Below are 13178 nucleotides of genomic sequence, written 5' to 3'. Positions count from 1 at the left end.
AATATATTTCAAAAGGAGATTTTTAAATATGCAAAATAAGATGTTTTGTTTTCAATGTCAAGAAACAGCAGGATGTAGTGGATGTACTAAATTTGGTGTGTGTGGAAAAAGTCCAGAGCTTGCAAATATGCAAGATTTATTAATATATGTTACTAAGGGATTATCAGAAGTAACAACAAGATTAAGAAAAGAAGGAAAGAAAATAGATAAAGAATTAAATCACTTTATTACATTAAATTTATTTACAACTATAACAAATGCTAATTTTGATAATGAAGTATTTTATAGTAGAGTTAAGGAAACTTTAAGAATAAAGGCTGAATTAATGGCTAAATTAGATAATAAAGAAGGTTTATCAGAGGTAGCTTTATGGGACGCTTCTTCAAATGAAGAAATGGACAAAAAAGCAGGTATTTTAGAAAAGATTAAAGGTATTGTAGGCGTAAATAAGGAAGTTAAGTCATTAAATTTAATATTAGAAGAAAAGTCAAATAGTGATGAAGTTGGTGTTCTTGCAACAAAAGATGAGGATATAAGATCATTAAGAGAACTTATAACTTATGGATTAAAGGGATTATCAGCATATTCAAAGCATGCTAATGCTTTAGGGTATGATAATGAAGAAATAGATACATTTATGCAAGAAACTTTGGCTAAATTAGTAGATGACACTTTAACTGTAGATGAGTTAATTGCTTTAACATTAGAAACAGGTAAAGTAGGGGTTGATGGTATGGCATTGTTAGATACTGCTAATACTAAGACTTATGGTAATCCAGAAATAACTAAAGTAAATATAGGAGTAGGTAAGAATCCAGGAATTTTAGTATCTGGACATGATTTAAAGGATATAGAGCAATTGTTAATTCAAACTGAAGGAACTGGTGTAGATGTTTATACTCATTCAGAAATGCTACCAGCTCATTATTATCCAAATTTAAAGAAGTACAAGCACTTAGTAGGTAACTATGGTAATGCATGGTGGAAGCAAAGAGAAGAATTTGAAAGCTTTAACGGACCAATATTAATGACTACTAACTGTATAGTACCACCAAAGAATGAAAGCTATAAATCAAGAATGTATACAACAGGAGCAGCAGGATTTGAAGGTTGCGTTCATATTGAGGCTGATGAAAATGGTAAAAAAGATTTCACTGCAATAATTGAACAAGCTAAGAAGTGTAAATCTCCAACAGAAATAGAACAAGGTGAAATCATTGGTGGATTTGCTCATGCACAAGTTTTAGCGTTAGCAGATCAAGTTGTTGAAGCTGTTAAAACAGGAGCCATAAAGAAGTTCTTTGTAATGGCTGGATGTGACGGAAGAGCTAAATCAAGAAATTACTATACTGATTTTGCAAAGGCTTTACCAAAAGATACAGTAATATTAACTGCAGGTTGTGCTAAATATAAATATAATAAATTAGATCTTGGTGATATAAATGGAATTCCAAGAGTTTTAGATGCAGGACAATGTAATGATTCATATTCATTAGCATTAATAGCATTAAAATTAAAAGAGGTATTTGAGTTAGAAGATATTAATGAATTACCAATAGCATTTAATATTGCTTGGTATGAACAAAAGGCGGTAATTGTATTATTATCATTATTATACCTTGGCGTAAAGAATATTCATTTAGGACCAACACTTCCAGCATTCCTTTCACCAAATGTAGCAAAAGTTTTAGTTGAAAACTTTGGAATTGGTGGAATAACTAATGTAGAAGATGATATGAAAATGTTCTTAAGCTAATAATATTAAAAATGATAGAAGTTTAATAAACTTATAAGAAATTCCTAGAAGTATTATTTTACATAAATTACTTCTAGGAATTTTCTGATTTTGTAAGGAAATTAATAAGAAGGTTAAGTGATTATAATGATAAATTGATAGTTATAATTACATTTCTTTATTGAAATTTACTAGCTTTTTTTAGGTTAAGAGCAAGTTTTATAAATTTATAATTTATCATGTATTATGTGGAGTAAAGTGTGATTATTAATAGTTGATTTGTGTATATTATAGTAGGTAAGTAAAAAATAAGTTAAGTTTTTTATTTAATGAATTAAGAAAATAACATAAAGAGGGAGGAAAAATGTTATGTATAAAAGTAGGATAAGATCATTTGGGAAATGCGTTATGTATGCGGCAATACTAATTGCAGTATTAATTCTTACTGCATTGGTAATTACTAAAATTGCAATGTGTCCATTAAATGATGCACTTTTTATGGAAGGAATACTTTTTATCATGTTAGGAGTTTTTTCTTCTATAGGAGGGAATCCTATTGGATTATCATTTCAAGTAATGGAACAAAACAATGCACAATATTTAGCTAAGGTTGATAATGAAAACTTTGAACTAGAAAAGAAAAATGAAGAATCACCAAAAATAGAAACAACTATAAGTATAAGTACAACAATGATTTCTTTAGTTATTGCAGGAGTAGTATGTATATTAATTAATTGTATAATTTAACAATAGTAAACGTTTACCGAGGCTTTAAATAAATAAAAAGTTCCTAGAATATTTACCGGGGGATGGTATCTTCTAGGAATTTTTTGTATTAGGGGAAATTTTTTTGTTTCACTTTATGTATTTAGTATAATATTTAAATTTGTCAATTGTGTTTCAATTTGGTGAAAATAATATGATTTAAATTTACATAGGAATTTTTTGTTGGGTAATAATGTAAAGTGATTTATAATAATGTTATATTAATTAATATAAAAAAGAGGAGATTATTCCATGAGGAATTTAGTTGTGTTTTATTCATTAGAAGGAAATACAAGGTTAATTGCAGAATCAATAGCAAAGGCTATAAATGCAGATGTATTAGAACTAAAAACAAAAAAGAAGTATAGTGATAAAGGTTTTAAAAAATATTTCTGAGGAGGAAAAAGTGTAATTTTTAAAGAAAAACCAGAACTTTTGTATTTAGATAAAGATATTAATCAATATGATAATATTTTTATTGGAACACCTATATGGGTAGGAACTTATGCACCACCGCTTAATACATTTTTAAAAAATAATAAAATTGAAAAAAAGAATATTGGATTATTTGCATGTCATGGTGGGGGAGGAGCAACTAAATTTTTTAATAATATAAAAAAAGAAATTCCTAATAATAAGTTTATAGGAGAAATTGATTTTATGGAGCCTCTTAAAAATAATAAAGAGGAAGATGTTAGAAAAGCAATAATGTGGGTAAAAGAACTAATAGGTTAGCGGAGGAATTATATGAAAAAGAATGCAACACTAAGAGAGTTTAAAAAGTTAAAGAGTCAAATTAATCAAATAGAGGAAATAGCGCATCATTCAAAAGTAGGAGCGTTAATAGAGCAAGAAACTTCAATTAGAAAGAAGATTAGATTATTAAAAGAAATGGAGAATGAAGGCTTTAAGGACTATCAAGATGTATGTGATAGATATGAAGAACTTTTAGAAGATATTTCTAAGAGGATGCTTGAAGATTATAATAAAAAAAATAATACTGATTTTGATTTTTATGAGGTAGTTAGGGGAAACTATAATACTTTTTTAAATTCAGGTGTTATGACAGTTCTTACAAAAAGACATATACCAAAACTGATTGGAGAAGCTTTTGAAGAGGCATTTCCAGATAATCCTAAGGATGAATACATGGTAACAAGAAGAATGAAAAGAAAGATTTATGTTCATCTGGGGGATACCAATACAGGAAAGACTTATAATGCAGTAGAAAGATTAAAAACAGCTAAAAAAGGTGTTTATTTATCACCACTTAGGATATTAGCATTAGAAAATTATGAAAAGTTAAATAGTGAAGGTGTAGTTTGTGATTTAATGACTGGAGAAGAAGAAATAATTAATGAAAATGCAACACATGTTTCATGTACTATTGAGAAGGTTAATTTAAAGCAAAATTATGATATTGCAGTTATTGATGAAATACAAATGATTAATGATTCTCAAAGGGGTATAGCATGGACTAGAGCATTATTAGGGCTTAGATGCAATGAAATTCATGTTTGTGGAGCAATGAATGCTAAGGAGTTATTAATTAAAATTCTAGATGATTGTGAAGATGATTATGAAATAAAAGAATATCATAGAAGTATACCACTAGAAGTTGAAAATAAAAACTTTAGTTATAATGATGTTCAAGAAGGCGATGCTATTGTAGTTTTTTCTAAAAAGAGGGTTTTAGAAATAGCTCAAGATTATTCAAATAAAAATATTAAGACTAGTATTATTTACGGTGATTTACCACCAGAAGTTAGAAAGATGCAATATGAACAATTTATAAATAAAGAAAATAAAGTGCTAGTTACAACTGATGCTATTGGAATGGGGGTTAATCTTCCAATTAGAAGAGTTGTATTCATGTCTATAAGAAAGTTTGATGGTGAAGAAATGAGAGAGTTAACTTCACAGGAGGTAAAGCAAGTAGCAGGTAGAGCAGGTAGAAAAGGTATATATGATGTTGGATATGTTGCAGGGGTTTCAGATACACATAATTTTCTAAGTAGAAAGTTAGAAGTAAAAGATGAAGTAATTAAAGAAGCAGTTGTGGGTCCATCAGAGGCAATACTTACTATAAAAAGCTTACCATTAAATGAAAAGCTAGTTTTATGGAAAACTAGAGAAGAAAAGCTGGATTATTATACAAAAATGGATATTAGTGAATATTTATTGATATTAGAAAAAATTAAAAGATATAAGCTTAAGGAAGAGGATCAATGGGATTTATTAAAAGTTCCTTTTGATGTTGCTAGTGAAGAACTTATGAATAAATTCCTTGAGTATGTAGAGGAGGTTTTTGTTGCTAAGGCTAAAGAAATAACAAAGCCAGAATGTTTTACAGGAAACCTTGATGACTTAGAAATTTATTATCAAAAGATTAATATGTATTATTCTTTTTCTAAGATATTTAATTTAAAATTTGATGTAGATTGGGTTTATAGTGAAAGGCTTAAAGTAAGTGAAGATATAAATGAGATTTTAGTTAAAATTTAGTTTTATAATCTTATAAAAGTTATGAAATTATTAAAAATACCATGGGAATATTACGCTCATGGTATTTTTATAGCATTAGGTACAATAATATTTTTATTGAAGAAAAATAATTAAACAAAGATTAATATGTATTTAAGAGTATTAATGTGAAAAAATAATAATATTGGTAAATAAAGTTGATAAGTGTTGAAAGGTGGATATTAAATAAGGTAAAATTTATATATAAGTATAATTTTTAGAAAGTAAGAGGAAGATAAATGGCTATAAATTTAAAAAACATAACAATGTATATGTTTAGAACTATTTACGAACGAGAGGATACATACAATAAGTTTAAGCCATATTTTTATAGATTTATAGGTGTAGAAGATAGTTCTAACTATGATAATTATATAAAGACAATTCAAAATAAATGCTTAGAAGAAGAAGATAAATGTATTATATTTGATGCTTCTATACCTTTAAGTGGAGAAATGGAGTTAATTCAATATATATTTAATGAACTTGCATTTATGGATGTATATAAAATGTCTTCTCAAGAAATTACTATATTTGAGGAATTTGAAATTAACTTAAAATTTTTGAAGGCATTAGAATATGTTATTCCAATGGCATGTAATAAAGAAAATTTCTTTAATGATAATGTGAGAAACAATTTTATAACTAAGTTAATTGTTTGGACTTATACATATGCAAAGAATATAAAGTATGATTCAAGTATAAATCCTAAATGTATTTATTATGGAAATATTGAAAGACATGAAATTTATTTTCTAATTATGCTTTATAAAATGGGATATGATGTTATTTATATCAATCCGTTAAAAGAAGAATTTTGGAGTGAGATAGAAGAAGATAGATTAAGTGAATGTATAAAAAGTATGGGAATTTTGAGTATAGAATCATTTAATGAAAGGGCTAGCAAAGGAAAAGCTATTGATAATTTTGAAACAATTACTAAGCAAATTCAAAGAGAAGTAGAGGAACAATTATTTTCTAGAACAGGAGTTTTTAAGCCATGGCAATTTAGAAAGGGTTATACTAAGAGTGTATTATTAGATACTATTTTAGAGGATATATATATTTATTGGAATGAACCTTGCAAATTAAGAAGTGGATTTAAGGTTGAAGGAGATACAGTTAGAGTGCCATGCTTCTTTAAGAAAATAGATGGAATGTATAAAGATGAGTTTGAATATCAAAAGCTTGTAAAATATTGCACTTCATCATCTAATACTTTAGTGTTTAATGGAATATATTTTTCAGAGGACGTAAAGTTTACAGATGATATGTATCAGATTATGTTTTGTCAATTAAGTGATGGTACTTTTGATATTGAAGCAATCAAAAAACTTCCTATATATAAATTTTCTAAATATAGTGAAGATGTTCAAAATTTTTTGCTTAAAAAATTTAATGAAACTATTACTAGTAAGGAGTTATATAATAAAAGTTTTAATAAAGAAGAAGTATTAAGATTACTTGTATTAGTTTTAGGTTTAAATGAAAGTATTGTCAGATTAGTAGATAATTTTGATTTTACAGGTGCTGTTCCTAAGATAGTTATTTATCTTGAAAAGGAAGAGGTTTTACCAGAATCGATGCAACTACTTTTAGGATATATACATACTATTGGCATAGATATAGTGATTTTTAATCCATCTGGATTATTTAACATTAATAATGTAATAAAAGAAACAGTATTAAATGATTTTAGGTTGGAAGTAATGAAATATGATTCAACCTATAAAGAGTTAATTAGTATGAAGCAGGGGATTTTTTCAAAGTTTTTAAAAAAATAAATAAAGGTGGGAGTGATAGTGATGAATAATTATAATAATGATAATATGGGACAATCATTTAATGGAATAAATAGTGATTTTCAAAATAATAATAATTATAATGCATATCAAAATGCACAGATGAATTACCAAGGGCAATCAGGTGAGCAAATAAACATAGAAATGGGGTATCAAAATCAATATGGATATATGAATCCTCAAGAAAGTATGCAAATACAAAATCAAGAATTTGATATGGCTACAATTTCAGAGTATAAACAAAGATTAAGAAACATGGAAGAGGTTCAGAAGTTAACAGGAGAAGTTGAAATTCAAAATCCAAATTCTATAGTAATGTTTGGGCAAAAAGCAAGTGAAAATATTTCTAAGGTATCAGATGAATTATTAAGTTCAATGAAGGCAGTAAAATCAGAAGAAGTTAGTGAAATGTTAGTAAACTTAACCAAAATAATGGATAAATTTGATGTCAAAGAATTAGAAGGTACAGAAAAACAATCAATGTTATCTAAACTTATGAAAGGTGTAGGTAATAGTGTGGCAAAGTTATTTCAAAAATATGATACTATGGGGTATGAAGTTGAAAAGGTGTATCTTTTATTAAAGAAATATGAAAATGACATACGAGAATCAAATGCTAATTTAAAAAAATTATATGATGCTAATCTTCATTACTATCAATTGCTTGAAAAGTATATTGTTGCAGGTGAATTAGCATTAGAAGAAATAGATTTATATATTTCACAAATTTCTATTAATAATGATATTAATCAAGAAGAAAAACAGATGTTAACACAAAAACTTGAAATAAGTAAAGAGATGCTATCACAACGTGTTTATGATCTTCAAATTGCAGAAAATGTTGCCATTCAAGCAGCACCAATGATTCAAAGTATTCAAATGTCTAACTTTAATTTAATGAGAAAAATTAATTCTTCATTTATAGTTACATTGCCTATATTTAAACAATGTTTAGCTCAAGCAGTTATTTTAAAAAGACAAGAAATACAAGCTAAATCAATAAAACAATTGGATGATAAGACAAATGAGCTTATTATGAGAAATTCTCAAAATACCGCTAGACAGTCTGTGGAAATTGCTAAAATGGCTTCAGGAAGTTCTGTTGCTATATCTACATTAGAAAAATCATTTGAAACTATAATGAAAGGAATTGAAGATACAAAAGCAATTCAAGAGTCTAATAGAATTCAAAGAATTGAGAACTCAGCTAAACTTGAAAGAATTAAACATAGCATGAAGAAAAATATAGCACAAAGTTAATTTTATAATAGGATGAAAAATAAATAATTAAGATATAAAGCTGGCATAATGCCAGCTTTAAATTAAATATTAATAAAAAATAAAAAAATGAATTAAAAAATTTTATTTGATACTGTAAAAAGAGTTGAAAAGCATTTTGTTAAATGGTATAATTTATCACATAAGATAATTATAAATAATACTTAAATCCTAAGGGGGTATAAAAATGGGAATTAATTTAGGTTCAATGATGAATAATATTTACTCAGGTTCAAGTAATAACAATGTTAATGCCTTAAATTTAAAAAAGAATGATGTGTTAAATCTGACTAAGAAGAATCCAGGGCTTAAAAAGGTAATATTAGGTGCTGGTTGGGATGTTGCAACAATAGGGCAAGACTTTGATTTAGATATAGCAGCATTTTTATTAAATGCAAATGGCAAAGTACAAAATATTCCAGATGATGTTATATTCTTTAATAATATGCAGGGGCAAGGAATTTACTTAGAAGGTGATAACAGAACTGGTGCAGGTGAGGGCGACGATGAAAGAATCAGAATAGATTTAGAAGCTATTTCGCCACATGTTCAAAAAATAGTTTTTGTTGTTACAATTCACGAAGCACAATCTAAAAGACAAACTTTTGGAATGGTTGAAAATTCATATGTAAGAATTTTAGATGAAGAACATAATGAAAGAGAAGTTTGTAGATTTAATTTAAAAGAAAATGGATCAACTGTTACTTCTGTAATTTTTGCAGAGTTGTACAAACAAAGTGGTGAATGGCAATTTAAAGCTATTGGAGAAGGTAAAATTGCTGATTTAAATGGAATTTTAGGACTTTATATGTAGTTATTAGTTAATGAATAAAGTCTGCTTTAGCAGACTTTAAAAAATATAAATTATTAGAAACTACTATGGTAGTTTCAACTGCAACTATTAACTAAATATGCCGTGTAGGGGTTAAATAAATAATTTATAGGAGGAAATATATGGTAGGAGTTTTGAATTTAAAAAAGAATGATGTCTTAGACTTAACAAAAACAGAGCCAGGATTAAAGAATGTGATGTTAGCAGCGGGATGGGATGTTGCTAAAAAAGGTTTCTTCAAATTAGGTGCTGATTATGATTTAGATTTAATTGCTATATTATTAAACGAAAATGATAAACTTATAAATAGAGGAGTAATTTACTTTGGAAATTTAAATGGTCAAGGTATATATTTACATGGTGACAATAGAACAGGCGCAGGTGATGGAGATGATGAAAAGATATCAGTTAATTTAGATAAGCTACCAGGTAATTGTAGTAAAGTGATTTTTGCTCTTAATATTTATGATGCAGTAGCAAGAAAGCAAAGCTTTTCTAAGGTGAAAAATGCTTATATTAGATTATTAAATGAAGATAGTGGAAATAAAGAAATTTGTAGATACAATCTATCCGAAGATGGTGGAGATAATACCGCTTTACTTTTTGCAGAGTTAGAAAGAAAAAATGGAAGCTGGCAATTTAAAGCAAGAGGAGAACTACTACATGCAACGGTTTCTTCTTTAGCAAATATGTACAAATAGAGGTGTAAGAAATGGGAATTAATTTAGGTTCAGGATTTGGAAATTTAACAGGAAATTCAAATAGTACTTCTCAAACAGGAGGAATTTTAAATTTAAATAAAAATGATATTTTAGATTTAACAAAGAGAAATCCAGGATTAAAAAGAGTAAAACTTGGTGCTGGTTGGGATATATCAAATAATGGGTTTGATTTTGATTTAGATATAGCTGCTTTTTTATTAGATTCAAATAATAAATTCAATACAGTATCAAATGTTATATTCTTTAATAATAAAGAAGGGCAAGGAATTTCATTAGCAGGGGATAATAGAACTGGTGCTGGTGAAGGTGATGATGAAACTATAAACATAGATTTAGAAAATATTAATCCTAATATAGCTAAGATTGTATTTGTTGTTACTATACATGAAGCTATGGCTAAGAGACAAACATTTGGAATGATAAATAATTCATATGTGAGATTAATAGATTTAGATCAAAATGAAAAAGAAATTTGTAGATTTAATTTGAAAGAAAATGGTTCTACTGCAACATCAGTAATTTTTGCGGAGCTTTATAGAAGTGGTTCAGAATGGCAATTTAAAGCAGTAGGAGAAGGTAAAATAGCAGATTTAAATGGAGTATTAGCTTTATATCAGTAATGAAGGAAATACATGCAAAAGATAAAGATGCTTTTGCGTGTATATTTTTAGATATATATTAATAATGTTTTTAATATGTAATAATAAGTGATAATATAGTAGATATACTATATTTTATAAAAAATATGTAAATTTATATTAGGGAGAGGAAGTAATGATTAAAGGACTTAATAAAGGTCAAGTAGAGGAAAGTAGAAAGCTCCATGGAGATAATATAATTCATGAAGCTAAACCAGAAACGTTTTGGGACAAGTTTAAGGGTGCATTTGATGATCCAATGATAAAGCTATTACTTGCAATTGCAGCAATTATGGCTATTATGGCATTTATGGGATATGCAGAGTTTGGAGAACTTATTGGGATAGCTGTTTCTGTATTACTTGTTACTGGAATTTCTGCAAAAACTGAAATGGCAAGTGATAATGAGTATAGAAAGTTAAAAGATTCTACTAAGAAAGATGTATGTAAGGTACATAGAGATGGAAAAATAGTAGAAATTGAAATTGATGATTTAGTTGTTGGGGATATGGTAATTCTTCAAAGTGGTGATAAAATTCCAGCGGATGGATATCTTTATCAAGGTGATTTAAGGGTTGATAATTCAGCTCTTAATGGTGAGGCAGAAGAGTGTAAAAAGTTTGCAGTTAATGATTCTAAGGCTTATAAAGAAGCTGCAATGACTGCAGATGTAACTGGTGATACTTTTGTTGATGCGCATTCTTTATTTAGAGGTGCAGTTGTATTCAATGGTGAAGGTATAATGGAAGTTACTAAAGTTGGTATGAAAACTATGATGGGTGCAATGGCAGAAGATATGGCTGATGATGAAGTAGATAGTCCATTAAAAGTTAAGCTTTCTAAGCTTGCATCACAAATTTCAATGTTTGGTTATATAGGTTCAGTTGTTATAGCTTTAGCATTATTAGGTCATAAGGTAATTGTTGCAGGTGGATTTTCTGATTATTTTGCCAGTGGTGGTGTAATGGTATTTAAGGATGTATTAGAAGCTATTATGCTTGCGGTTGTTATAGTTGTTATGGCTGTTCCAGAAGGATTACCTCTTATGATTGCTATTGTTCTTATGAGAAATACATCTAAGATGTTACAAAACAACGTACTTGTTAGAAAACCAATAGGAATAGAGACAGCAGGTTCTTTAAATATTTTATTTTCAGATAAGACAGGTACAATTACTAAAGGGCAATTAGAAGTAGTAGAATTCTTTGATGGTAACTTAAAAGATAGTTACAAAGAGGGTTCTATGGTAAAAGAAATGATGAAACTTTGTATTGGTAAAAATACAGGTGCAATGTTTGACGCTGAAGGTAAAGTTATTGGTGGTAATGCTACAGATAAAGCATTATTAAATTTTTTAACTCAAGAAGAAATGAATAAATTAACTAATATTACAGTAGAAAAATCTCAAGGATTTAATTCTGCTAATAAATATTCTGCAAGTCAGTTAGATGGAAAAACTGTATACAAAGGTGCTCCAGAAAGATTACTTGCTAAAGCTACTAAAATGATAGATGAAAATGGAAATGTTGTAGCTATAAATAAAGATAAAATTAACGAAAAAATTGATGGACTAGCTGTAAGAGCAATGAGAGTATTATCTTTTGCTTATAGCGAAAGTGAATTAGTTGATGATACATTACCAGAAGATTTAGTTATAGTTGGTTTTGTCGGTATTAGAGATGATGTAAGACCAGAAGCTAAACAAGCTATAGAAGAAGTTCAAAATGCAGGTATTCAAGTTGTAATGATAACTGGTGATAGAAAAGAAACTGCAGTTGCTATAGCAAAAGAAGCTGGATTATTAAAATCTAAATCTGATGTTGCATTAACATCAGAAGAATTAAACAAGATGTCTGATGATGAAGTTAAATCTATTATACCTAATTTAAGAGTTATTGCTAGAGCATTACCAACAGATAAATCAAGGATGGTAAGATTAGCTCAAGAATTAAACCTTGTATGTGGTATGACAGGCGATGGTGTAAATGATGCTCCTGCATTAAAGAGAGCAGATGTTGGTTTTGCAATGGGTAGCGGTACAGATGTAGCAAAAGAAGCTGGTGCAATAGTAATTTTAGATGATAATTTTAAATCAATTGAAAATGCTATACTTTATGGTAGAACGATTTATAATAATATCTTAAAATTTATTAAATTCCAATTAACAATAAATGTAGGTGCAGTTGCTGTTTGTGCTATAGCTCCATTCTTTGGTATTGAAGAGCCACTTAAGATTACACATATACTATGGATTAATTTAGTTATGGATGGGCTTGGTGCTTTAGCTTTAGGTTCTGAACCAGCACTTAAAAAGTATATGTTAGAAAAACCTAAATCAAGAACTCAAAGTATAGTTTCTAGTACTATGATGAATCAAATTCTATTTGCTGGTGCTTGGGTAACAATCTTAAGTTTTATATTCTTAAAGACTCCATTCTTTGTAAATATGTTTTCAAATACAGAAGAGCATATGACAGCGTATTTTTCAATGTTTGTACTTTGTGCAGTATTTAATGGATTCAATGTAAGAAGTAATACAGTAAATATATTTGAACATATTAAAGAAAATATAAGCTTTTTAAAGGTGATGGGAATTATAGTGGTAGTTCAAGTTATATTAACTATTGTTGGTGGTGACTTCTTTAGTTGTACACCAATCACATCAGGACATTGGCTTGTTATAATAGCTATGGCATTCACAATAATTCCAGTGGATATGATAAGAAAATTTATATTTAATAACTTAGTTAAGGAAAAAACTTCAGAAAGTATTGTAGAAGCAGCTTAATAAAAAGGGTAGTGTATTTTTAAAAGATACACTACCTTTTTTGTGAGTTTTATAAAAGAAGGTATATAACACAATAAAAATAAGAAATTAAGATA

General features: G+C 28.0%; 9 protein-coding genes and 1 pseudogene. All 10 read left to right on the top strand.

Annotated features, from left to right (window positions below; all coding sequences use genetic code 11):
* Positions 1 to 28 precede the first annotated feature (28 nt).
* The 10 genes and pseudogenes from hcp (at position 29) to TY07_RS01970 (ending at position 13083) form a co-directional block, all read left to right on the top strand.
* The gene (hcp, locus tag TY07_RS02015; RefSeq protein WP_042394535.1) at positions 29 to 1756 is read left to right on the top strand and encodes a hydroxylamine reductase; all 1728 of its coding nucleotides are present in this window, start codon (positions 29 to 31) and stop codon (positions 1754 to 1756) included.
* Positions 1757 to 2104: 348 nt separating this feature from the next.
* Positions 2105 to 2482 (top strand): hypothetical protein, encoded by a 378-nt coding sequence (locus TY07_RS02010; protein ID WP_042394531.1) that lies wholly within the window; start codon positions 2105 to 2107, stop codon positions 2480 to 2482.
* 270 nt (positions 2483 to 2752) lie between these two features.
* Positions 2753 to 3235: pseudogene (locus TY07_RS02005) on the top strand (flavodoxin family protein).
* 12 nt (positions 3236 to 3247) lie between these two features.
* On the top strand, positions 3248 to 5005 hold the full coding sequence (locus tag TY07_RS02000; RefSeq protein ID WP_042394529.1) for an SUV3 family DEAD/DEAH box RNA helicase: 1758 nt from the start codon (positions 3248 to 3250) through the stop codon (positions 5003 to 5005).
* A 257-nt stretch (positions 5006 to 5262) separates the two neighbouring features.
* The gene (locus tag TY07_RS01995; protein WP_042394525.1) at positions 5263 to 6807 is read left to right on the top strand and encodes a YceG family protein; all 1545 of its coding nucleotides are present in this window, start codon (positions 5263 to 5265) and stop codon (positions 6805 to 6807) included.
* Between the two features lie 21 nt (positions 6808 to 6828).
* A complete protein-coding gene (locus TY07_RS01990) occupies positions 6829 to 8085 on the top strand; it encodes a toxic anion resistance protein (protein WP_242833219.1) in 1257 nt (418 codons plus the stop codon).
* Between the two features lie 205 nt (positions 8086 to 8290).
* On the top strand, positions 8291 to 8917 hold the full coding sequence (locus tag TY07_RS01985; RefSeq protein ID WP_052330579.1) for a TerD family protein: 627 nt from the start codon (positions 8291 to 8293) through the stop codon (positions 8915 to 8917).
* Positions 8918 to 9057: 140 nt separating this feature from the next.
* Complete coding sequence (locus TY07_RS01980; protein ID WP_042394523.1) at positions 9058 to 9636, top strand: TerD family protein; 579 nt, start codon at positions 9058 to 9060, stop codon at positions 9634 to 9636.
* An 11-nt stretch (positions 9637 to 9647) separates the two neighbouring features.
* Positions 9648 to 10277, top strand: coding sequence for a TerD family protein (locus TY07_RS01975; protein WP_052330578.1), 630 nt, complete (start codon positions 9648 to 9650; stop codon positions 10275 to 10277).
* Between the two features lie 154 nt (positions 10278 to 10431).
* The gene (locus TY07_RS01970) at positions 10432 to 13083 is read left to right on the top strand and encodes a cation-translocating P-type ATPase (RefSeq protein ID WP_042394520.1); all 2652 of its coding nucleotides are present in this window, start codon (positions 10432 to 10434) and stop codon (positions 13081 to 13083) included.
* Positions 13084 to 13178: the final 95 nt, after the last annotated feature.

It is taken from the genome of Clostridium saudiense, assembly GCF_000577815.1.
GTDB lineage: Bacteria > Bacillota > Clostridia > Clostridiales > Clostridiaceae > Clostridium > Clostridium saudiense.
Note: the sequence above shows the minus strand (reverse complement) of the source record. Positions and strands in the feature narration are given on the sequence as shown.